The organism is Pseudomonas sp. FW300-N1A1, from assembly GCF_058789115.1.
Window position 1 is genome coordinate 1 of record NZ_JBYTBK010000010.1, and the last position, 22349, is coordinate 22349.

The 22349-nt window shown below is 59.5% G+C and carries 24 protein-coding genes; 17 read left to right on the forward strand and 7 right to left on the reverse strand.

Annotation, left to right across the window (positions count from 1 at the left end; all coding sequences use genetic code 11):
- Positions 1-457 precede the first annotated feature (457 nt).
- On the reverse strand, positions 458-1354 hold the full coding sequence (locus AC3WQN_RS09380; protein WP_095077463.1) for a LysR substrate-binding domain-containing protein: 897 nt from the start codon (positions 1352-1354) through the stop codon (positions 458-460).
- A 106-nt stretch (positions 1355-1460) separates the two neighbouring features.
- On the opposite strand from AC3WQN_RS09380, the gene AC3WQN_RS09385 reads away from it, so the two are divergent.
- The 8 genes from AC3WQN_RS09385 (at position 1461) to rpoS (ending at position 8670) form a co-directional block, all read left to right on the forward strand.
- Entirely contained in the window at positions 1461-2573 is a 1113-nt protein-coding gene (locus AC3WQN_RS09385) for an S-(hydroxymethyl)glutathione dehydrogenase/class III alcohol dehydrogenase (RefSeq protein ID WP_103401544.1), read from the forward strand.
- An 87-nt stretch (positions 2574-2660) separates the two neighbouring features.
- The gene (gene fghA, locus AC3WQN_RS09390) at positions 2661-3506 is read left to right on the forward strand and encodes an S-formylglutathione hydrolase (protein WP_103401545.1); all 846 of its coding nucleotides are present in this window, start codon (positions 2661-2663) and stop codon (positions 3504-3506) included.
- 42 nt (positions 3507-3548) lie between these two features.
- A complete protein-coding gene (gene ispF / locus AC3WQN_RS09395) occupies positions 3549-4022 on the forward strand; it encodes a 2-C-methyl-D-erythritol 2,4-cyclodiphosphate synthase (RefSeq protein WP_103401546.1) in 474 nt (157 codons plus the stop codon).
- Entirely contained in the window at positions 4019-5077 is a 1059-nt protein-coding gene (gene truD / locus AC3WQN_RS09400; RefSeq protein WP_103401547.1) for a tRNA pseudouridine(13) synthase TruD, read from the forward strand. The genes ispF and truD overlap by 4 nt, the downstream gene beginning before the upstream one ends.
- Positions 5065-5814 (forward strand): 5'/3'-nucleotidase SurE, encoded by a 750-nt coding sequence (surE, locus tag AC3WQN_RS09405; protein WP_103401548.1) that lies wholly within the window; start codon positions 5065-5067, stop codon positions 5812-5814. The genes truD and surE overlap by 13 nt, the downstream gene beginning before the upstream one ends.
- Positions 5815-5855: 41 nt before the next feature.
- Positions 5856-6491 carry a protein-L-isoaspartate(D-aspartate) O-methyltransferase gene (locus tag AC3WQN_RS09410; protein ID WP_172736405.1) on the forward strand — a complete coding sequence of 212 codons (636 nt, stop codon included), beginning with the start codon at positions 5856-5858 and terminating at the stop codon, positions 6489-6491.
- A 211-nt stretch (positions 6492-6702) separates the two neighbouring features.
- On the forward strand, positions 6703-7560 hold the full coding sequence (locus AC3WQN_RS09415; RefSeq protein WP_103401566.1) for a peptidoglycan DD-metalloendopeptidase family protein: 858 nt from the start codon (positions 6703-6705) through the stop codon (positions 7558-7560).
- A gap of 105 nt (positions 7561-7665) precedes the next feature.
- The gene (rpoS, locus tag AC3WQN_RS09420; protein ID WP_095077456.1) at positions 7666-8670 is read left to right on the forward strand and encodes an RNA polymerase sigma factor RpoS; all 1005 of its coding nucleotides are present in this window, start codon (positions 7666-7668) and stop codon (positions 8668-8670) included.
- 511 nt (positions 8671-9181) lie between these two features.
- On the opposite strand, the gene fdxA is transcribed toward rpoS, so the two are convergent.
- Together fdxA and mutS are read right to left on the reverse strand one after the other, a co-directional pair.
- Complete coding sequence (fdxA, locus tag AC3WQN_RS09425) at positions 9182-9505, reverse strand: ferredoxin FdxA (protein ID WP_003222178.1); 324 nt, start codon at positions 9503-9505, stop codon at positions 9182-9184.
- Positions 9506-9647: 142 nt separating this feature from the next.
- Positions 9648-12227 (reverse strand): DNA mismatch repair protein MutS, encoded by a 2580-nt coding sequence (gene mutS / locus AC3WQN_RS09430; protein WP_103401549.1) that lies wholly within the window; start codon positions 12225-12227, stop codon positions 9648-9650.
- A gap of 191 nt (positions 12228-12418) precedes the next feature.
- Here mutS and AC3WQN_RS09435 point away from each other — a divergent pair, with 191 nt between their 5' ends.
- The 5 genes from AC3WQN_RS09435 (at position 12419) to recX (ending at position 15965) form a co-directional block, all read left to right on the forward strand.
- Positions 12419-13162 carry a LexA family transcriptional regulator gene (locus tag AC3WQN_RS09435; protein WP_103401550.1) on the forward strand — a complete coding sequence of 248 codons (744 nt, stop codon included), beginning with the start codon at positions 12419-12421 and terminating at the stop codon, positions 13160-13162.
- 237 nt (positions 13163-13399) lie between these two features.
- Positions 13400-13750, forward strand: coding sequence for a phage holin family protein (locus AC3WQN_RS09440; RefSeq protein WP_103401551.1), 351 nt, complete (start codon positions 13400-13402; stop codon positions 13748-13750).
- Positions 13751-13852: 102 nt separating this feature from the next.
- Positions 13853-14353: a CinA family protein gene (locus AC3WQN_RS09445; RefSeq protein ID WP_103401552.1), complete on the forward strand. Its 501-nt coding sequence runs from the start codon at positions 13853-13855 to the stop codon at positions 14351-14353.
- An 83-nt stretch (positions 14354-14436) separates the two neighbouring features.
- Positions 14437-15489, forward strand: a complete 1053-nt coding sequence (gene recA / locus AC3WQN_RS09450; protein ID WP_095146752.1) for a recombinase RecA — start codon at positions 14437-14439, stop codon at positions 15487-15489.
- Between the two features lie 8 nt (positions 15490-15497).
- Positions 15498-15965: a recombination regulator RecX gene (gene recX, locus AC3WQN_RS09455; RefSeq protein ID WP_103401553.1), complete on the forward strand. Its 468-nt coding sequence runs from the start codon at positions 15498-15500 to the stop codon at positions 15963-15965.
- Between the two features lie 32 nt (positions 15966-15997).
- On the opposite strand, the gene AC3WQN_RS09460 is transcribed toward recX, so the two are convergent.
- Positions 15998-17116, reverse strand: a complete 1119-nt coding sequence (locus tag AC3WQN_RS09460) for an LOG family protein (RefSeq protein WP_103401554.1) — start codon at positions 17114-17116, stop codon at positions 15998-16000.
- 476 nt (positions 17117-17592) lie between these two features.
- Here AC3WQN_RS09460 and AC3WQN_RS09465 point away from each other — a divergent pair, with 476 nt between their 5' ends.
- Positions 17593-17787 (forward strand): hypothetical protein, encoded by a 195-nt coding sequence (locus AC3WQN_RS09465; protein WP_103401555.1) that lies wholly within the window; start codon positions 17593-17595, stop codon positions 17785-17787.
- On the opposite strand, the gene AC3WQN_RS09470 is transcribed toward AC3WQN_RS09465, so the two are convergent.
- Positions 17788-18213 carry a PA3611 family quorum-sensing-regulated virulence factor gene (locus AC3WQN_RS09470; protein ID WP_103401556.1) on the reverse strand — a complete coding sequence of 142 codons (426 nt, stop codon included), beginning with the start codon at positions 18211-18213 and terminating at the stop codon, positions 17788-17790.
- 190 nt (positions 18214-18403) lie between these two features.
- On the opposite strand from AC3WQN_RS09470, the gene AC3WQN_RS09475 reads away from it, so the two are divergent.
- On the forward strand, positions 18404-19114 hold the full coding sequence (locus tag AC3WQN_RS09475) for a tRNA-uridine aminocarboxypropyltransferase (protein ID WP_103401557.1): 711 nt from the start codon (positions 18404-18406) through the stop codon (positions 19112-19114).
- Between the two features lie 3 nt (positions 19115-19117).
- Here the strand turns inward: AC3WQN_RS09475 and AC3WQN_RS09480 are convergent, their stop codons facing one another.
- A complete protein-coding gene (locus AC3WQN_RS09480) occupies positions 19118-20011 on the reverse strand; it encodes a DMT family transporter (protein WP_103401558.1) in 894 nt (297 codons plus the stop codon).
- Positions 20012-20248: 237 nt separating this feature from the next.
- Here AC3WQN_RS09480 and erdR point away from each other — a divergent pair, with 237 nt between their 5' ends.
- On the forward strand, positions 20249-20899 hold the full coding sequence (erdR, locus tag AC3WQN_RS09485) for a response regulator transcription factor ErdR (RefSeq protein ID WP_095077444.1): 651 nt from the start codon (positions 20249-20251) through the stop codon (positions 20897-20899).
- A 75-nt stretch (positions 20900-20974) separates the two neighbouring features.
- Entirely contained in the window at positions 20975-21337 is a 363-nt protein-coding gene (locus tag AC3WQN_RS09490) for a diacylglycerol kinase (RefSeq protein WP_095077443.1), read from the forward strand.
- A gap of 4 nt (positions 21338-21341) precedes the next feature.
- Here AC3WQN_RS09490 and AC3WQN_RS09495 read toward each other — a convergent pair whose 3' ends face one another.
- Entirely contained in the window at positions 21342-22268 is a 927-nt protein-coding gene (locus AC3WQN_RS09495; protein WP_095077442.1) for a LysR family transcriptional regulator, read from the reverse strand.
- Between the last annotated feature and the right edge of the window lie 81 nt (positions 22269-22349).

Consider the following 22349-nt stretch of genomic DNA (forward strand, 5'->3'; position numbering starts at 1 on the left):
TCTCCCACGGTCTGTACTGGCTAGAGTCAGATGCTGGCTTTTAGTCCCACCACCCCTACAAGTCTAAACATACAAGCAGGCTTGCCCGCGAAGGCGGCTTGGTAGCCAACCATTCTCTAGCAGGGGCGGTGTACATATCCGTTGCTGCGGTCATGGCGGCTGGCGGTTTCGCTTTTACAGCGACTTACTTTTCCAAACGCCGAAAAGTAAGCAAAAGGCTTCGCCCCAAGCGTCCGGCCCCTCGCCAAGGCTCGGGGTTCCCTCGGCTCCGGCATTCCTCAGGGGGCATCGCCCTCCGGTCTGCTGCGCCGACCTCCATGCGATGTCCTCGACTGCGTCGAGGGGCGCTGCGCGCCATTCCCCTGATGAACGCCTGCGCTCGGCCTGCCGATGGGGCGGGTGGATCAAGATCAAAAGCCAGAGCCAAATCCAAAGCCAAAGCCTACTTCAGTCTGCTTCAGCCACTGTACTCCGGTCGTTTGGCCAGCCCGTCCTTGAGGTAGTCCACCAGTTTGCGCACTTTCGGCGATAGATGGCGTTGCTGCGGGTACAGGGCCCATACGGCGGTGTTCGGCGGTTGATGGGCGTCGAGCAGCGATACCAGTGCGCCGCTGTTCAGGTGTTCCAGCACGTAGTAGTCCGGTAGCTGACACAAGCCAACACCCTGCAGTGCCGCATCCAGCACCGCTTGCCCGCTGTTGCAGCGCCAGTTGCCTTGTACTCGCTGGGAAAATTCTCGCCCGTCCTGTTCCAGTTGCCAGAGGTCCGAGCTGCCGATCAGGCAGTTGTGGCGACTCAGTTCGGACAGGCTGTGGGGGCGGCCGTAGCGTTCGAGGTAGGACGGCGAGGCGCATAGGTACATGCGTCGGGGGGCCAGGCGGGTGGCGACCAGCCGTGAGTCTTGCAGGCGGCCCAGGCGAATCGCCAGGTCCAGGCCTTCATGCACCAGGTCCAGGGGGCGGTTGCTCAGCTCGATATCGACGCGCAGTTGCGGGTAAAGCCCCATGAAGCTGGTCACCAGTGGCACGATAAAACGTTCGCCGTAGGCCACTGCGCAGGTCATGCGCAGCATGCCCTTGGGTTCGCTGGTCAGGTCGCCGACAGCGCGCAAGGCCTCTTCACGACCGTCCTGCAAACGTTGGCAGTGTTGCAGGAAGGTCTGTCCGGCTTCGGTGAGGGTCACTCGCCGCGTGCTGCGATAGAGCAGGCGGGTTTGCAGGCGTTCTTCCAGGCGTACGATTTGTCGACTGATATGGGAAGACGAAACCCCGAGGCGTTCGGCGGCTGCGGTGAATTGGCTGCACTCGGCGACGGCCACGAACTCGTCGATACCTTCCCAGCGGTTGTCGGACATTTAGATTATCCCTGTACGGCAATAATGTTTTGCTTTTGGCTGGATTATTAATCGTCCAGCAGTGTTTTACACTCGTTGCCTCGTTTTTATTCACTGGAGAGTCAGGATGATCAAGTCGCGCGCTGCCGTTGCCTTCGAGGCCAGGAAACCCCTCGAGATCGTTGAAGTCGATGTCGCCATGCCCAAGGCCGGTGAAGTCCTGTTGCGTGTCGTCGCCTCCGGTGTGTGCCATACCGATGCCTACACCTTGTCCGGTGCGGACCCGGAAGGCATCTTCCCGTCGATCCTTGGTCACGAAGGCGGAGCCATTGTCGAAGCCATCGGCGAGGGGGTGACCTCGGTCGCGGTGGGTGATCACGTGATCCCGCTGTATACCCCGGAATGTGGCCAGTGCAAGTTCTGCAAGTCGGGCAAGACCAACCTCTGCCAGGCCATTCGTGCCACCCAGGGCAAGGGCCTGATGCCGGACGGCACTACGCGTTTCTCCTACAAAGGCCAGCCGATTTTCCACTACATGGGCACCTCGACCTTTTCCGAGTACACCGTGCTACCGGAAATTTCCGTCGCGAAAATTCAAAAAGAGGCACCGCTGGAAAAAGTCTGCCTGCTGGGCTGCGGTGTCACCACCGGGATTGGTGCGGTGATCAACACGGCCAAGGTCAAGCCGGGTGACACCGTGGCCATCTTCGGCCTGGGCGGTATCGGTCTGTCGGCGGTCATCGGTGCGGTCAAGGCCAAGGCGGCCCGTATCATCGCCATCGACATCAACCCGGCCAAATTTGAAATCGCCAGGCAGTTGGGAGCGACTGACTGCGTGAACCCGAAGGAGTTCGACCGTCCGATCCAGGAGGTCATCGTTGACATGACCGATGGCGGCGTCGACTTTTCCTTCGAATGCATCGGCAATGTTCAATTGATGCGCGCGGCGCTGGAATGCTGCCATAAAGGCTGGGGCGAGTCGGTGATCATCGGCGTGGCCGGTGCCGGTCAGGAAATCGCTACCCGTCCGTTCCAACTGGTGACCGGTCGCGTCTGGCGCGGTTCGGCGTTTGGTGGCGTACGCGGTCGTAGCGAATTGCCAAGCTATGTGGAAATGGCCCAGAGCGGCGAGATTCCTCTGGATACCTTCATCACCCACACCATGGGCCTGGAAGACATCAACAAGGCATTTGACCTGATGCATGAAGGCAAAAGCATTCGCTCGGTCATCCACTTCTAAGAGCAGCGACAGGCTGCAAGCCACAAGCGGCAAGTGGGCTCGGCCCTCTTGTCGCTTGAAACTTGCAACTTGAAGCTGGGAGGTCCCATGAGTCTGGAAAATCTCTCATGCCAGAAGAGTTTTGGTGGCTGGCATAAGCGTTACAAACACCGCAGCGAAGTGCTCGGTTGCGACATGGTGTTTGCCGTGTACCTGCCGCCCCAAGCGGAGCAGGGCGGCAAGCTGCCGGTGCTGTACTGGCTGTCGGGCCTGACCTGCACGGACGAGAATTTCATGCACAAGGCCGGCGCCATGCGCATGGCGGCCGAGCTTGGGCTGATCATCGTGGCGCCGGACACCAGCCCGCGGGGCGCGGATGTGCCGGGTGACCCGGACGGTGCCTGGGATTTCGGCCTGGGAGCCGGGTTCTACCTGAACGCTACACAGGAACCCTGGGCCAGGCACTATCGGATGCACGACTACGTCGTCGAGGAATTGCCGGCGTTGGTCGAAGCGAATTTTCCGGCATCGGATAAGCGCGCCATCAGCGGGCACTCAATGGGTGGGCATGGTGCGCTGGTGTGTGCCCTGCGCAATCCGGGTCGCTATCAGTCGGTGTCGGCCTTCGCGCCCATCAACAATCCCATGGATTGCCCGTGGGGCCAGAAAGCGTTTTCGCGCTACCTGGGCGAAGAGCGTTCGAAGTGGCGTGAGTGGGATGCGTGTGTGTTGATCAGCGAGGCCGGCGAAAAACTGCCATTGCTGGTAGACCAGGGTGACCGGGATGATTTCCTGGCCACCCAGCTCAAGCCCGAAGCCTTGCAGCAGGCCGCAAAACTGGCGGGTCATCCGCTGACCTTGCGCCTGCAACCTGGCTACGACCACAGCTATTTCTTCATCGCCAGCTTCATTGATGATCACTTGCGGCATCACGCCCACGCCCTTGGCGCCTAAAGCAGGTAGAATCACGCCCTGACTAAATCGGGGCGTTTTTTTATGCGTATTGGCCACGGCTATGATGTGCACCGTTTCGCTGAAGGCGATTTCATCACTCTGGGCGGCGTGCGGATTGATCACCGCTTCGGGCTGCTCGCCCACTCCGACGGCGACGTGCTGCTGCATGCGTTGAGCGATGCCTTGCTGGGTGCCGCCGCGCTTGGCGACATCGGCAAGCATTTCCCGGATACCGACCCACAGTTCAAGGGCGCTGACAGCCGTGTGCTGTTGCGTCATGTCGTTGCACTGATCCATGCCAAGGGCTGGAAAGTGGCCAACGTCGACAACACCATTGTCGCCCAGGCGCCGAAAATGGCCCCGCATATCGAATCGATGCGCGCGCTGATTGCCGCGGATCTTCAAGTTGAATTGGATCAAGTGAACGTGAAAGCCACCACCACCGAAAAGCTCGGCTTCACCGGTCGCGAAGAAGGCATTGCCGTACACGCCGTTGCCTTGTTGTCGCGCGCATGAACGAATTGCAACTGCTCGGCCCGCGAGCCTACGGTGAACCCCTCGGCACGGCAGTATTGAAAGCGATCGCGGAAGATTTCCAGGTCGATGAAGTGCTCGACATTCCGTTGACCGGCGAAGGCGAACACCTGTGGATCTGGGTGGAAAAACGTGGCCTGAATACCGAGGAAGCGGCACGGCGAATTGCCAAGGCTGCTGGTGTGCCATTACGCACGGTCAGCTACGCCGGTCTGAAGGACCGCCAGGCGCTGACTCGCCAGTGGTTCAGTGTGCAATTGCCAGGCAAGGCTGATCCTGACTTGTCCGCGGCAGAAAACGACACGCTGAAAATCCTCAAGACCGCCCGGCACAAACGCAAGCTGCAGCGCGGTGCGCATTCGGCCAACGGTTTCACCTTGCGCCTGACCCAGTTTGCCGGCGATAAGGAGGCCATTGACGCGCGTCTGCAACTGATCGCCAAACAAGGTATTCCCAACTACTTCGGTGCCCAACGGTTCGGCCATAACGGCGGCAACGTGGTTGACGCGCGGGAGTGGGCGGCACGCAAGGCGCTGCCGGAGCAGCGCAATGTGCGCTCGCGATTGCTGTCCACGGCGCGCAGCTTTCTGTTCAATAAAGTGCTGGCGGCGCGAGTGGCCGATGGCAGCTGGCAGCGTGCCCGGGTAGGCGATTTGCTGGCCTTCACCGACAGCCGCAGCTTTTTCCCGGCCGGTGTCGAGGAATGCAGTGACCCGCGCCTGGCCATACTCGACCTGCACCCGACTGGGCCGCAGTGGGGCGAGGGCGAGTCACCTGCTGGCGGTGCGACCCATGAACTGGAACAGCAAATCGCATCCGGGGAAGCCGACTTGCGCGACTGGTTGGTGAATGCCGGAATGAGCCATGAACGTCGCATCCTGCGGCTGCCCATTGGCGGGTTGACGTGGCATTATCCCGTGCCTGACATTCTGCAACTGGAATTCGTCCTGCCGGCCGGATGCTTCGCCACCGTATTGGTGCGTGAACTCGTCGATCTGGTGCCGGTGGGGCAGACGGACAGCCCATGCGTATTCTGATTTCTAACGATGATGGGGTAACAGCACCCGGCCTTGCCGCGCTTTATGCTGCGCTGGCGGATTACAGCGAGTGCGTGGTCGTTGCCCCGGACCAGGACAAAAGCGGCGCCAGCAGTTCGCTGACGCTCGATCGTCCGCTGCATCCGCAAACCCTGGCCAACGGCTTCATCAGCATCAACGGTACGCCAACCGATTGCGTGCACCTGGGCCTCAATGGGCTGCTGGCGCACGAGCCGGACATGGTGGTTTCCGGGATCAACCTTGGGGCCAACCTGGGCGATGACGTGCTGTATTCCGGTACGGTCGCGGCCGCGCTCGAAGGGCGATTCCTGGCCAAGCCATCCTTTGCCTTTTCGCTGGTATCGCGCCAGGTTGAAAATCTGCCGACGGCGGCCTACTTTGCGCGCAAACTGGTTGAGGCTCACGCCGAACTCGATCTGCCGCCACGTACGGTGCTGAACGTGAACATTCCGAATTTGCCCCTGGATCACATTCGCGGCATTCAGCTGACTCGACTGGGCCATCGTGCCCGCGCAGCGGCGCCAATGAAGGTGGTCGATCCGCGTGGCAAGTCCGGCTATTGGATTGCGGCGGCCGGTGACGCTGAGGATGGCGGGCCAGGCACGGATTTCCACGCGGTGATGCAGGGATACGTTTCGATCACCCCGCTGCAACTCGACCGGACCTTCAATAGTGCCTTTGAAAGTCTCGACGGCTGGCTGGAGGGGCTGCGCTGATGGCTCGTGAGCAAGACGATATTCTGCGCCGTGGTATCGGGATGACCTCCCAGCGCACCCGTGAGCGATTGATTCAGCGGCTGTACGAGGAAGGCCTGAGCAACGCCCAGGTACTGGAAGTGATCCGCCGTACACCACGTCATCTGTTTGTCGATGAAGCGCTGGCGCACCGCGCCTATGAAGACACGGCGTTACCGATCGGCCACAACCAGACCATTTCCCAGCCCTACATGGTGGCGCGCATGAGCGAGCTGCTGCTGGAGGCCGGTCCTCTGGATAAAGTGCTGGAAATCGGCACCGGGTCCGGTTATCAGACGGCGGTGCTGTCGCAGTTGGTCGAGCGGGTGTTCTCGGTTGAGCGCATCAAGGTCCTGCAGGATCGTGCCAAGGAGCGTCTGGTCGAGTTGAACCTGCGCAACGTGGTGTTCCGCTGGGGCGATGGCTGGGAAGGCTGGCCGGCACTGGCGCCCTACAATGGCATTATTGTCACGGCAGTTGCCACCGATGTGCCTCAGGCACTGCTTGATCAGTTGGCGCCGGGAGGGCGTCTGGTGATTCCGGTAGGGTCGGGAGAGGTTCAGCAATTGATGTTGATCATTCGCGAGGAACAGGGCTTTTCCAGGCGTGTTCTGGGCGCAGTACGCTTCGTCCCGTTGCTCAATGGGCCATTGGCCTGAGCATTTGTTCAAGGGCGCTGAATTCTCTTCGATTGGCCGGGTCTTATAGCGGCAACGATCAGTTAAACGCTGTTGAACAACAGCAAGCAAACGTGTGCGTGTCTCGATTTCGCCTTGCCGACGGAAAAGTGCAAACGGCCAGTTATACTTGCGACATTTCATGCCTGAACACGGCATATTCTATTTTCAGCCACCAGAAAGGGAGCGGCGGGTGAGTCTCACGGACATTGCACAGCGTATCGGTACCACAAGCTTTCAGTGCCTGGTGACTGGCCTTGTCTTGAGTTCATTGTTGGTCGGTTGTTCCAGCACGAAATCGAGTGACGTACGGGTCGTCGACGGCGGCAGTGCGGCAGCCAAGCGTCCCGCGGTTACTACCGGCCAGTATGTCGTGCGCAAGGGCGATACCCTGTTTTCCATCGCCTTTCGTTACGGTTGGGACTACAAGGCGCTGGCTGCACGCAACAACATTCCCGCGCCTTACACCATTCGCCCGGGTCAGACGATTCGCTTTGACGGGCGCTCCGGTTCAACGTCGAACCAGACTGTGACGTCGTCCACAACATCGACTTCTTCTTCCGGAAAACTCACCGTCACTCGGACCCCCGCTTCGGGTTCATCGGCCAATACAAAGAGCGTTGCACCGTCCGTCGCAAACAAGCCGGCCCCTGCGCCGCTACCGCCGGCCGGCCCCGCGCCCAAGGGCTGGGGATGGCCATCTAATGGCATTCTGATTGGAAAATTCTCTTCAAACGGTAGTTTGAATAAAGGAATTGATATCGCCGGAGATTTGGGACAGCCTGTTTTAGCTGCGTCTGATGGGACGGTGGTTTACGCCGGGAGTGGCTTGCGGGGCTACGGCGAACTGGTCATTATCAAACACAGCGATACCTACGTCAGTGCCTACGGTCATAACCGCAGGTTGTTGGTTCGGGAGGGGCAGCAGGTCAAGGTCGGACAGACAATTGCCGAAATGGGGTCAACGGGTACAGACCGGGTGAAACTGCATTTTGAGATTCGCCGACAAGGTAAGCCTGTAGATCCGCTGCAATTCCTGCCTGCGCGTTGATTTGTTACCAGCCTGTTCCATCACGTAGAGGGAACAGGCTCCAGCGTTGCCAAGGATAAAGGCGCCGCTTGAGCTTGAGGTCGAACTCACCAAAGGACTATAACAATGGCTCTCAGTAAAGAAGTGCCGGAGTTTGACATCGACGATGAGGTTCTCCTGATGGAGACCGACGTCGCATCGGATCAGACGTTGAACGAAGGCTCTCCCATGCCTTCGACTCGCGCCAAATCCAAGCACTCCGCCTCACTTAAACAGCATAAGTACATTGACTACACGCGGGCGCTCGACGCGACGCAGCTGTACCTCAATGAAATCGGCTTTTCCCCCTTGTTGTCCCCGGAAGAAGAAGTTCATTTTGCGCGCCTGTCGCAACGTGGCGATCCGGCCGGACGCAAGCGCATGATTGAAAGCAACCTGCGACTGGTGGTGAAAATCGCCCGGCGCTATGTCAATCGTGGGCTGTCGTTGCTCGACCTGATCGAAGAGGGCAACCTCGGGCTGATCCGGGCGGTGGAGAAATTCGATCCAGAGCGCGGTTTCCGCTTTTCGACCTACGCGACCTGGTGGATCCGTCAGACCATCGAACGCGCCATCATGAATCAGACCCGCACCATCCGGTTGCCGATTCATGTGGTCAAGGAGCTCAACGTCTACCTTCGGGCGGCGCGAGAGCTCACTCAAAAGCTCGATCACGAACCCTCTCCCGAAGAAATCGCCAACCTGCTGGAAAAACCGGTGGGCGAGGTCAAGCGCATGCTCGGCTTGAATGAGCGGGTTTCTTCGGTCGACGTCTCGCTGGGTCCGGATTCGGATAAGACCTTGCTGGACACCCTTACCGATGACCGTCCCACCGATCCCTGTGAGCTGCTTCAGGACGATGACCTGTCGCAGAGCATCGATCAGTGGCTCTCGGAGTTGACCGACAAGCAGCGCGAGGTGGTGATTCGCCGCTTCGGCCTGCGCGGTCATGAAAGCAGTACGCTGGAAGACGTTGGCCTGGAAATCGGCCTGACCCGTGAACGGGTCAGACAGATACAGGTCGAAGGTCTCAAGCGCCTGCGTGAGATCCTTGAGAAGAATGGATTGTCGAGCGAGTCGTTGTTCCAGTAACTGGAGCCAGCCCGCACGACCACAACAAGCCCCGTTAGCCTCGGGGCTTTTTGTTGGGCTCGATTCAGTAAAATGTTTAATTGTTCGGGGGCTGCCCGTACACCTTCTCAGCTTGATGTAAGCCTTGGCTTACTCTTTCGTAAGTGTTCGGTTTTTATGTTCGGCAGCAGTCGTCCATACGCCCCTGAATTTTTTGTTAAATTATTGTTTTTAAAGGACATTTTTACAATCTTTCAAGTTTTTATACGGAGCGTTTGGCCATTGTCTGTGATTGCTCTTGCCAAGGAATTCTCTAATATCAGTCCTGTGTCGACGGACAGACACAGCCATCAAGGATGATGGTCAAGGAACATCTCAAGGACGCGATTCATCAGGATGATGAAAAGGAATACAGGGAATAGGGAAAAAATGTGGGCGGGTCATACCGCCCCTTTTTTTGCCCGTGAAAAAGTATCGCAACCCAGAAATGCAAAAAGGCCCGCAGGGGGCCTTTTCGAGGGTACCGTCAGGATCAGCGTTCGAGATCCTTGATCTTGCCTTTGACGCCATCCCACTCTTCGGCATCGGGCAGCGATTCTTTCTTTTCAGTGATGTTTGGCCAGATTTCGGCCAGCTCAACGTTCAACTGAATGAATTCCTGCATATCTTCCGGGACTTCGTCTTCGGAGAAGATGGCCACGGCAGGGCATTCTGGCTCGCACAGGGCGCAGTCGATGCACTCATCCGGGTGAATCACCAGGAAGTTCGGGCCTTCGTAAAAGCAGTCCACCGGACAGACTTCTACGCAGTCGGTGTACTTGCACTTGATGCAGTTGTCGGTGACGACGAAGGTCATTTCTAATTCTCTCCTCAGGCGCGGCTTGCAGCGCCCCTTCACGGTGGGGTCGCCAGGTTTGGGAGCGATAGTCTGCAGACCAGGCTATGTGCCTGCAGCATCCCAAACCGCGCGAGATTCTATCAGCTTGCAAGCCTGTGCGTTAGATCAGTGTCTTTAGTGTATAGAGCATTTCGAGTGCTCGACGCGGCGTCATGTCATCCAGGCTGAGCTTGGCCAGTTCGTCGAGCACCGGATGGGGCAGGCTGGCGAACAGGTCGCTTTGCTGTGGCGCTGCCGGTTTGCCCTTGGCCGGTGTCGGCACTTCATGAGGCAGGCTGGTGGTTTCCAGGCGGCTCAAATGCTCACGTGCCCGTACGATGACCTCGGTCGGTACGCCGGCCAACTGCGCAACCGCCAGTCCGTAGCTCTGGCTGGCAGGCCCGGGCAACACATGGTGGAGGAACACGATGCGCTCGTTGTGCTCGGTGGCATTGAGGTGCACGTTGGCCACCAGCGGCTGGCTCTCCGGCAGCACCGTCAGTTCGAAGTAGTGCGTGGCGAACAGGGTATAGGCACGCAGTTGTGCCAGGCGCTCGGCTGCCGCCCAGGCCAGCGACAGGCCGTCAAAGGTGCTGGTGCCGCGGCCGACTTCGTCCATCAGCACCAGGCTGCGTTCGGTGGCGTTGTGCAGGATGTTCGCGGTTTCGCTCATTTCGACCATGAAGGTCGAGCGCCCGCCCGCCAGGTCGTCGCTGGAGCCGATCCGGGTGAAGATGCGGTCCACCAGCGACAATTCGCAACTGGCGGCCGGTACGAAGCTGCCGATATGGGCCAGCAGTACGATCAATGCGGTCTGACGCATGTAGGTGGATTTACCGCCCATGTTCGGGCCGGTGATCACCAGCATGCGCGTGTTGTCATCCAGGCTCAGGTCGTTGGCCACGAACGGCGTGGTCAGCACCTGTTCGACCACTGGGTGACGACCCTGGCTGATACGCATGCACGGCTCGCTGACGAATCGCGGGCAGCTCAGGTCCAGGTTCAAGGCGCGTTCGGCCAGGTTGCTCAGGACATCCAGTTCGGCCAGGGCGGCAGCGGTATCCTGCAGCGGTGGCAGTTGGCTGATCAGGTCTTCAAGCAGCGCTTCGTAGAGCATCTTCTCGCGGGCCAGCGCACGGCTCTTGGCCGACAAGGCCTTGTCTTCGAAGGCCTTGAGTTCAGGCGTGATGAAGCGCTCGGCACCCTTGAGGGTCTGGCGGCGGATGTAATCGGCCGGGGCCTGCTCCGCCTGCTTGCTCGGCAATTCGATGAAGTAGCCGTGAATCCGGTTGTAACCGACTTTCAGGTGCGACAGGCCGGTGCGGGCCTTTTCGCGGGCTTCGAGGTCAATCAGGAACTGGCCGGCGTTTTCGCTCAGTGATTGCAGTTCGTCGAGTTCGGCGTCGTAACCGGTCTTCAACACCCCCCCGTCACGGATGACGGCGGGCGGGTTGTCGACGATGGCTTTTTCCAGCAGGGCAGCCAGCTCGGGATAGGTGCTGGTGGTGACGGCCAACTGGTTCAGGTGCGGTGCTTCCAGCTCGCCCATCGCCACTTGCAGTTCCGGCAGGGCGCCCAGCGCATCGCGCAGGCGCGCCAAGTCACGCGGGCGTGCATTGCGCAGGCCGATTCGCGCGAGAATCCGCTCGATGTCGCCGATTTCTTTCAATTGCGGTTGCAGTCGTTCGAAGCGGTAACCATCGAGCAGGCACGTGATCGAGCTCTGGCGCGCCTGCAACACTTGCAGGTCGCGCAGCGGGCGGTTCAGCCAGCGGGTCAGCAAGCGGCTGCCCATGGCGGTCTGGCAACGGTCGACCACCGATTGCAGGGTGTTGTCGCGGCCCCCGGCCAGGTTGGTGTCCAGCTCCAGGTTACGGCGGCTGGCACCGTCCAGGACCACGGTATCGTCCAGGCGTTCGTGACGCAGGCTGCGCAAATGGGGCAGGGCGGTGCGCTGGGTTTCCTTGGCGTAGCTCAACAGGCAGCCGGCAGCGCCGATGGCCAGGGTCAGGTTCTCGCAGCCAAAACCCTTGAGGTCTTGAGTGGAAAATTGCTGACAAAGGCTTTTCAGCGCCGAATCGCGCTCGAAATCCCACGGTGCACGACGACGAACGCCACGACGCTTCTCCGCTGGCAGGTCTTTTGGCCAGTCGTCGGGAATCATCAGCTCGACCGGGTTGACCCGCTCCAGTTCCGCCAGCAGGTTTTCCCAGCCTTTGATTTCCAGCACCGTGAAGTTGCCGCTGGTGATATCCAGCACGGCCAGGCCGAACAGGCGCTCATCGCCGAGCACCGCGGCGATCAGGTTATCGCGGCGCTCGTCCAGCAGCGCCTCGTCGCTGACGGTACCGGGGGTAATGATGCGCACCACCTGGCGCTCCACCGGACCTTTGCTGGTCGCCGGGTCGCCGACCTGCTCACAGATCACCACCGACTCACCGAGCCTGACCAGCTTCGCCAGGTAACCTTCGGCGGCGTGGTATGGAATCCCGCACATCGGAATCGCCTGCCCGGCCGACTGCCCACGGGCGGTCAAGGTAATGTCCAGCAGCTTGGCGGCCTTCTTCGCGTCTTCGTAGAAGATCTCGTAGAAGTCACCCATGCGGTAGAACATCAACTGATCAGGGTGCTGGTTCTTCAGGCGCCAGTACTGCTGCATCATCGGGGTGTGGGAGGACAGATCGGAGAGTGCTTTATTCATCAGGTAATCAGGCGATTTCATTCAAGGGGGTGGGGTAAAGGTGGGCATCGGCCCGGCTTTTCCGCGATGGGCGCAAGGTTACCATGGGCCGGTCCGGACGACCCAGGGATGAACGGTACGGGATGGTTTTCTGCCGTTGACGTGGTGCTTATGCAAATCAGCAATTGTCATCGTCGAACAGATCTCGCACTATGTGCATTATGCAAAAACGCAACGTTTCCACCGTCCTCAGAGCGCTGCTCGACCAGCACGGGATCTCCCCGACGGAGCTTCACCGTCGCACCGGGGTGCCTCAGTCCACCCTTTCGCGGATTCTCGGCGGCAAGATCGCGGATCCTTCGGATAAACACATCTCGAAGATTGCCGAGTACTTTCGCATGAGCACCGACCAGTTGCGCGGCCGCGCCGACCTGGCCGCGCCCATGGCGCCTGTACGCAGCCCAGTGCATTCGGAGCTCAAGGATATAAGCCTGTGGGATGACGACACGCCCGTTGATGACGACGAGGTGTCGGTACCCTTTCTTCGCGAGGTTGAATTGGCTGCCGGTTCAGGAAGATTCGTCATTGAAGAAAGCGAGCGCGCCAGTTTGCGTTTCGGCAAGCGCAGCCTGCGCCACAACGGCGTGCAGTTCGACCAGGCCAAGTGCGTGACGGTACGTGGCAACAGCATGTTGCCGGTGCTGCGGGACGGCGCCACGGTCGGGGTGAATGCGGCCAAGTGCGCAATCGGCGACATTGTCGACGGTGACTTGTATGCCATTAACCATAACGGTCAGTTGCGGGTGAAGCAGCTCTATCGTCTGCCGACAGGGATTCGCCTGCGCAGCTTCAATCGCGATGAGCACCCGGACGAGGACTACAGCTTCCAGGACGTCCAGGAAGAACAGATCGTCATCCTCGGGCACGTCTTCTGGTGGGGTATGTACGCCCGCTAACCTTCAGCTATCCGGTAGAGCCCGCCATACGGCGGGCATTTTTTTGCCTGCGGATATCAAAAGGCCTTGCCTGTCGATGCTCTGATGCGGTTGTGCATATATTTGATGTTTCAGAATGCATTGATGCATTGACTGTATATGCGTACATGCATAGTCTGTGTTCGAACCCGCCAGCAAGATGTTGCTCGACCAGGGAGAGGCAGGTTCATGGCGATTTTTCCACTCGGGAGTAGTGAGATGACAAACGAACAGCAAGCATTGCTGGAAATTCCTGTCTGGCTTGTCATTGCCCTCACGCTGCTGGGGGGGGTGTCGGGCGAAATGTGGCGGGCCGACAAGGCGGGCGCTCGCGGCTGGCCACTTCTGCGGCGCCTGCTCCTGCGCTCCGGCTCCAGCATGATCTGCGGCGTTTCGATCGTCATGTTGCTGTATGCCGCCAACCTCTCGACCTGGACGGCGGGAGCGCTGGGCTGCCTGACGGCCATGGCCGGTGCCGATGTGGCCATCGGGCTTTACGAGCGTTGGGCGGCCAAGCGTATCGGGGTGACTGGACCGGCAGTTCGTCACGACCCTTCGGACCCGCAGTAGAGCGATGCCGACCTACTCACAAATTGATCCAGCCTGCGTCTTGCAAGCGCAATCCGCTCGTGTACGGTAGCGCTCATGCCCGCCTGATTTAAGGAGAGAGTCGTGAACGAAATCACCCAGCTTGCCGCGGAACTGGGGCGGCGCCTGCAGGTTCTCAATGCCCACGTCAGCACCGCCGAGTCTTGTACCGGTGGCGGTATCGCCGAAGCGATCACCCGGATCGCCGGCAGTTCGGCGTGGTTCGAGGCCGGCTATGTCACGTATTCCAATCGCCAGAAGACCCAGCAACTGAAAGTGCCGGTCGAGTTGTTCGTCCAGGTCGGGGCGGTCAGCCGCGAGGTGGTCGAAGCCATGGTCCGGGGTGCCCAGCGCAACAGCCTGGCGCGTTTCGCCGTGGCGGTCAGCGGTATTGCCGGGCCGGACGGCGGCTCGCCGAACAAGCCGGTCGGGACTGTCTGGCTGGCCTGGGGCGTTGGCGAGGCGGTTTTCAGCGAGTGCCGGCACTTCCCGGGTAACCGCGATGAGGTTCGCCGACAAACGGTGAAGGCCGCGCTAGAGGGGTTGCTACAGCATGCCGACGCAGAAATCTCAAATCAGGGGTAGGCGATCCACAAACGCTGTGGAATAATACTGTCTACTTATACAGGTGTTGGCCGTCAGGCCTTATTGATTACGTGAGGACTTTAATGGACGACAACAAGAAGAAAGCCTTGGCTGCGGCCCTGGGTCAGATCGAACGTCAATTCGGCAAGGGTGCCGTAATGCGTATGGGCGATCAGGACCGTCAGGCGATCCCGGCTATTTCCACAGGCTCTCTGGGTCTGGACATCGCGCTCGGCATTGGCGGTCTGCCAAAAGGCCGTATCGTTGAAATCTACGGTCCTGAATCCTCCGGTAAAACCACACTGACACTGTCCGTGATCGCCCAGGCTCAAAAAGCCGGCGCGACCTGCGCATTCGTCGACGCCGAGCACGCACTGGATCCGGAATACGCCGGCAAGCTGGGGGTCAACGTCGATGACCTGCTGGTTTCCCAGCCAGATACCGGCGAGCAAGCCCTGGAAATCACCGACATGTTGGTGCGTTCCAATGCGGTTGACGTGATCATCGTCGACTCCGTGGCGGCGCTGGTTCCAAAGGCTGAAATCGAAGGTGAAATGGGTGACATGCACGTGGGCCTGCAAGCCCGCCTGATGTCCCAGGCACTGCGTAAAATCACCGGTAACATCAAGAACGCCAACTGCCTGGTGATCTTCATCAACCAGATCCGGATGAAAATCGGCGTGATGTTCGGCAGCCCGGAAACCACTACCGGTGGTAACGCGCTGAAGTTCTACGCCTCGGTTCGCCTGGACATCCGCCGTACCGGCGCGGTGAAGGAAGGCGACGAAGTGGTGGGCAGTGAAACCCGCGTCAAGGTCGTCAAGAACAAGGTGGCTTCGCCGTTCCGTCAGGCCGAGTTCCAGATACTTTACGGCAAGGGTATCTACCTCAACGGCGAGATGATCGACCTGGGCGTGCTGCACGGCTTCGTTGAGAAATCCGGTGCCTGGTATGCCTATAACGGCAGCAAGATCGGTCAGGGCAAGGCCAACTCGGCCAAGTTCCTGCAGGACAACCCGGACATCGCCGCTACCCTCGAGAAGCAGATTCGCGACAAGCTGCTGACACCGGCAGGCGACACCAAGGCTTCTCCGGTCAAAGAGACCGAAGCTGACCTGGCTGATGCTGATATCTGATTGATCCAATGATCGCCGTACTCGATACCCTCGTCGCGGTGCGGCGAACCGCAATGGACCTGCTCGCGCGACGCGAGCACGGTCGAGTCGAGCTGACGCGTAAACTGCGTCAGCGCGGCGCTCCAGATGAAATGATCGAAACAGCCCTCGATCGCCTGACGGAAGAGGGGCTGCTGTCCGAATCCCGTTACCTCGAAAGCTTCGTTTCCTACCGTGCCCGCTCCGGCTATGGCCCTCTGCGTATTCGCGAAGAGCTCAGCCAGCGTGGTTTGCAGCGTGCCGATATCGAACTCGCCCTGCGCGAGAGCGGAATCAGCTGGCAAGAGCGCCTGGAAGAGACCTGGCGGCGCAAGTTTGCGGGGCATTTGCCAGTAGACGCCCGCGAGCGTGCCAAACAGGGGCGTTTTCTCGCCTACCGTGGTTATTCCATGGAGATGATCGGCCGCTTGTTCAGCGGCCGGGGAATGGAAGACTAAAGAAGCCCGACTATGCCAATAGTCGGGTTTTTTTATGTCACCTTGCTCGGCTCCCGTTTGCGCTTTGGCGTAGCCGGCTGAGGCGTGGCCCAGTTTTCCGGCAGGTTGATGTAGTCGACCAGTTCACGCAGGCGTCCATGATCACGGGCGTTGAAGGTGAATGACAGGCGCGCCAGGTGGCTGAATTGCGCCTCGTCATGCTCTTCGCCGCTGTAGGCATGCTGGTGAAAGTGATCGTTCAGGTACAGGTCGGCAAACGCCTCCTGCATGTGCTCAAGTGCCCGTTCGTTGAGCGGGTGATTCATGCGGATCACAAACTGGTGTTTCAGCCAGCGGCTGGAGTGGAAGTTGCTGTAGAACTGGTTGATTTGCGCCACGGCCTCCTCGGCGGTGTACACCAGTCGAATCAGCTTCAGGTCGTTTGGCAGGATGTAGCGGTTGGCTTCCAGTTGATTGCGAATGAAGTCCAGCGCCCCTTCCCAGAACGTGCCGCCGGGTGCATCCAGCAACACCACCGGCACCAGGGGGCTTTTGCCGGTCTGGATCAGGGTCAGGACTTCGAGGGCTTCATCGAGGGTGCCGAAACCGCCCGGGCACAGCACCAGTGCATCGGCTTCTTTGACGAAGAACAACTTGCGGGTAAAGAAAAAGTGAAAGGACAGCAGGTTTGCCGTGCCGCCGACGGTCGGATTCGCATGCTGCTCGAATGGCAGGGTGATATTGAATCCGAGGCTGTGATCCCGGCCCGCACCTTCGTGGGCGGCGGCCATGATGCCGCCACCGGCACCGGTAATGACCATCAGGTTCGATTGCGCGAGCTTTTCCCCCAGCTCCCGGGCCTGGGCATACAGCGGGTGTTCGACCGGTGTTCGTGCCGAGCCGAAAACGGTCACCTTGCGTCGCCCCTTGAACTGCTCCAGTACGCGAAAGGCATGTTCCAGTTCGCGAAGGGCTTGCAGGGTGATCTTGGCATTCCAGCGATTATGGTCCTCTTGGGCCATGCGCAGGACCGTTAATATCATGTCGCGATAAATCGGAATATTCGGACTGTTGGGTGAAAGCTGGTTGAGTTGTTCTTCGATCTTGCTGGTGAGATCGACGCCGTTGCTTTGAAAATGACGTATCAGAAGGTCATTCGGTTGGTAAGGCATTCAACTTCTCCTTCTACACAGAACCTCGGCCCGAACGAGCAGTTCGTTTGAGCCGCGACACGGCTTGTGTCGCTGTCAGCCTGTAAAAAAGGTTGGGCGCTAAACCCGACCCGACAGGCTAGCAAGGGTAATCGGGTCATCCAGACGGGTTCTGTCTATCCCTTGGATGAAAGAAATGTTCGCACGACAGACTCTGCAGGGCAGCCCCTTTTCTGCCTTGGGCGTTGAGTATCAACCTATATGAATCTAGACCTTTGCAGTGAATTGCGCTGACTTGATCATGGGCTTCAAAAGTCGGTGCTGGCAATAGCGGGTTAGCGCTTTGTCATTGGCGTTCGCCGCCGGTCAGGCGCTGCGTCGGATGGCCTGGGCTCCTGATTTACTCAGTAACAGGCACAAGCTGGATCGCCATGCGTCCGGGCCACGGTGCAAGGCATCAGGAGCCGTGGGGGGATACCCATGCAGGGAGGCAGGTCATGACCCAGGTCATTCTAGAGATCGATACGCCATTGTATCGATTGCTGAAGTCGGCGGCCGACGAGCATCACGTCAGCCTCGAAGAGGAGTGTCGCCAGCGCCTGCAGGGCAATGAACAGTGTTCGCCGTACTTGCAGGCGCTGCTGGCAGAGCTGCGAGCCGCTGAAGAGCAGCGGCGCGCGGGCTCGCGGTGATTACTTTTTCTTCTGTGCAGGCTGGGCAGGGCAATCCGATTCCTGGAACCTGGCCGAGGCCACAGGACGGTTGGTTTTGTTCTCGGTGAACTCGTACCGCATGATTGCGCCCTTGGCCATCAGTTTGCGGTAGTTGGGGTTGCGGCAAACGCTGGCGCCCAGTTGCAGATAGACCGCCTTCGGATTGGCGCGCATCTGCTCGGCGTAACCGGCTTGTACGCTCAGATGGTCAATCAGTTCCTTGCCCTCGACCGTATAGCCTTGGTCGAGAATGTTGTCACTGACCTCGCGCGGTAGCCCGACGTTGCTTTCCTGGGCGACCTTTTGCAGCATTTTGTTCAGGTCGTAGTCCTGCTTGGACGCCGCCTGGGCACTGAGGGGCAGGGCCAGCAACAGGGCAACGGTGGGAACGATAAGGCGCAGCATGAAACTCTCCTGATTCAGTGACTGGTGCTTCGACCCGTCACGGGGCTGAGCGTTCAGTGGCGGCGAATTATAGGGGGCTGCGGGCGGGCGGTACAGGTTTGCGCAGGTGGCTCTGGTAAACTGCCACGACTTTATTGCCCTACCGAGCGCTTTTTGTGTCGAATCAATCCCCTTTGCATCGAAGCCTGCCATGAGCCATGCCGTTTCCCGTTTGCGCGCCCAGCGCCTGGCTCGCGCCGTCAAACCTTTTGTAGCGCGCGGCTCGCGGGCTGAGCGTTGCGCCGGTTGCCGAGTAATTCCCAGCCATTGCATGTGCGCCTGGCGACCGAAAGTGGCGGCAAAGTCGGCCATGTGCCTGGTGATGCACGATGTCGAACCGTTGAAACCGAGCAATACCGGTTGGTTGATTGCGGATGTGATCAATGAGACCAGTGCTTTTCCCTGGTCGCGTACCGAGGTCGAGCCGGGTCTGCTGGCGCTGATCGCGGACCCGCAGTGGCAGCCGTACATCGTGTTCCCGGGGGAGTTCGTTGCCCCGGAACGGGTGGTGTCCGAGGTCAAGCTGGAGGAGGGCAAGCGCCCACTGTTTATTCTGCTGGACGCGACCTGGAGCGAGGCGCGCAAGATGTTTCGCAAGAGTCCGTATCTGGAACACTTGCCGGTCCTGAGTCTCGCCCCCGAGCAGCTGTCGCGCTACAAACTGCGCCGCTCCAAGCGTGACGACCATTTTTGCACCGCGGAAGTCGCGGCGTTGTGCCTGGAACTGGCCGATGATCAAGTGGCCAGCGAAGTGCTGGACGCCTACCTGGACGTTTTCAGCACCCACTACCTGTCAGCCAAGTTCCAGCTTCCCATCGACCCGCAAGACGAAACCCACAGCCGTCTCAAGCCGTACCTGTAACTCTCACGCCCTGGCCAGCGCCGGTTTCCTTGGCCAGAGCTGGGCCATCAGCATGCCGGCCAGCATCAGTGCACAACCGATGTAGCCGCGTGGCTGCAGTTGTTCATCCAGCAGCCAGGCGCCGGCAATGGCGGCAAACACCGCCTCCATGGAAAAAATGATCGCCGCGTGCGAGGCGATAGCGTCCTTTTGTGCGATCACCTGCAGGGTATAGCCGATACCGACCGCAATCAGGCCGCCATACAAGATGGCCGGACCAGCCGCAATGATTGCGTTGAGGTCAAAGGTTTCCAGGCACAACGCCAGGATCAGGCTGACCACCGCGCACGTCGCGAACTGCACAAACGCCAGGCGAATAGGGTCGTGACGGCTGGCGAACACGCCGACCAGCACCACATGTCCACCCCAGACAAATGCCCCGATCAATTGCAACCAATCGCCGGAAGCCACCTGGAACTGATCGCCAACGCTGAGCAGGAACATCCCCAGGACGGCCAGGCTCGCCCCGAGCCAGGTGCCGAGACCGGTCTTGTGGCCAATCAGCAGGCCCAACAGAGGCACCACAATGACGTAGAGCCCGGTGATGAAACCGGCGTTGGTCACGCTGGTAAATAGCAGGCCGACTTGTTGCAGGTTGATTCCCAGGGCCAGGGCCAGGCCCATCAGGCCACCACCGATCAACAAGCCCCGGGTCAGGAAGGGCTCGACCTTGGCCTGGTGCCGCGGGCCACGCAAGACCGGCGGCAGCAGGCACAGCGAACCCAGCGCAAAGCGCAGGCCGGAATAGAGAAAAGGACCGATGTGATCCATGCCGGAGGTTTGTGCGACAAATCCCGACCCCCAGATCATGGCGGTAATCAGCATCAGGACATCGGCACGCAGGGCTTTGGTCTGCATGATGGCACTCTTATTAGTTAGCCAGCTAAGATGCCGCAAAGGATGCGGCTTGACCACCCCGGCTTCGCTGGGCATCCTTGGCGCCGATTGGGGTGCGGCCGAAGATTGAAACGCCGGTTTCATGGGCTCTTGGCGTTGAACGTGCCCTGTTGGTGCCGCCGATTGGCGGTGCCTTGAGTTGCTTTGGTGAGGCTTGAATGCATCAGGCCTGCCATGAAAAACAGGATCATTTGAAAAATGGCCACATACGAAATCCTGATTGCCGATGACCACCCTCTCTTTCGCAGCGCACTGCATCAGGCGGTAACCCTGGGCCTCGGCCCCGACGTGCGCCTGGTGGAAGTGGCAAGCATTGCCGAACTGGAAACCCGCCTGACTGAAAAGGCCGATTGGGACCTGGTACTGCTGGACCTGAACATGCCCGGCGCGTACGGGTTTTCTGGGTTGGTGCTGCTGCGCGGGCAGTACCCGCAGATTCCGGTGGTGATGGTCTCGGCGCAGGAAGAAGCGTCGATCATGGTCAAGTCCCGTGAGTTTGGCGCCAGCGGGTTCATCCCGAAATCCAGTTCACTGGAAGTGATCCAGCAGGCCGTGCGTGCCGTACTCGATGGTGATGTCTTTTGGCCGCCACAGGCGTTTGAAGAGGTCAGCGTGTCGGCTGAGGCCAAGGCCGCCAGTGAAGGCCTGGCGAGCTTGACCCCGCAGCAATTCCGCGTATTGACCATGGTCTGCGAAGGGTTGCTGAACAAGCAGATTGCCTACGAGCTGAATGTTTCGGAAGCCACCATCAAGGCGCACGTGACGGCGATCTTCCGCAAGCTGGGTGTGCGCACCCGGACTCAGGCGGCGTTGCTCCTGCAACAACTTGAGTCAATTTCGAACCTGTAACGGCTCTACATTCACGCTTTTTTGACTTTTGTTGATCTAGCTTTTCCATTCCTATTTGTTCAGTTGCCTACTCTTATGTCACCTTTCAAAGGTCAAACCGGTCTCAAACGCATCCTCAACGCTTCCGGCTACTCCCTGGACGGCCTGCGTGCAGCCTTTACCGGCGAAGCGGCTTTTCGTCAGCTGGTGTTGCTCAACGTCATCCTGATTCCGCTGACCTTCTTCCTGGATGTCAGCCGCGTCGAACAGGCGCTGCTGATTGCCGTCTGCCTGCTGGCGTTGATCGTGGAGCTGCTCAACTCCGCCGTGGAAGCGGCCATCGACCGGATTTCCCTTGAGCTGCACCCACTGTCGAAGAACGCCAAGGACATGGGCAGCGCCGCTCAGTTCGTGGCCCTGAGCATGATTGCGCTGGTGTGGGCAGTCATTCTGATCTGAGCCTTCAGGCAATGGTCGGCAGTACGATCTCGTCGCTGCGCTGAACCCCGGCGGTGAAGGCGCGGCACAGGTCGAGGAACTCGCGCATGGCCGAGGTCTGATACTTCTGTTTGTGCCAGATGAAGTAAAACTGCCGCGCCAGGTCGAGGTCCGGGGTTTCGACGGCCACCAGGCTGCCACGGCGGAAGGCGTCACGCAGCGCAAGCCGGGAAATACAGCCTATCCCCAGGCCCGACTCGACCGCGCGCTTGATGGCTTCGGTGTGTTCCAGTTCCAAGCGGATGTTCAGCGTGCTGCGATGGTGGCGCATGGCCTGGTCAAAGGTCAGGCGCGTGCCGGAGCCTTGCTCCCGAAGGATCCACGCCTCGTGAGTGAGCTCCTCCATGCTCGCCTGGCCACGGCTCGCCAGCGGATGTTGCGGGGCACAAAATACCACCAGCTCATCCTCGACCCAGCTCTGCACTTCGATGTCCGGGTGGCTGCAGTCGCCTTCGATTAGACCCAGATCAATTTCATAGTGCGCCACCTGTTGCACGATATGAGCCGTGTTCTGTACATGCAGCTTCACCTGGCTTTCCGGATGACGCTGCATGAAGCCGCCGATCAACAGGGTGGCCAGGTAATTGCCGATGGTCAGCGTGGCGCCGACCGCCAATGAGCCGAAACCGGACTTGCCGTTGAGCAGGTCTTCGATTTCCTTGGCCTGGTCGAGCATGGCCACCGCTTGCGGCAACAGCTGCTTGCCCAAGGCGTTGAGGCTCAGGCGTTTGCCGGCGCGGTCGAACAACTGGCAGCTCGACTGGCGCTCAAGTTCGGTGATGGAGGTGCTGGCCGCTGATTGCGAGAGGTTGAGCAGGCCCGCAGCACGGGACACACTCTCTTGCTGAGCGACGGCGACGAAGACTTGAAGTTGACGTAGAGTAAATCGCATATCGATATAACCGATAACCCTTATCTTAATAATCCATTTAACAGATATTGTCGCCGCCATTAGAATGCGATGCAATTGCGC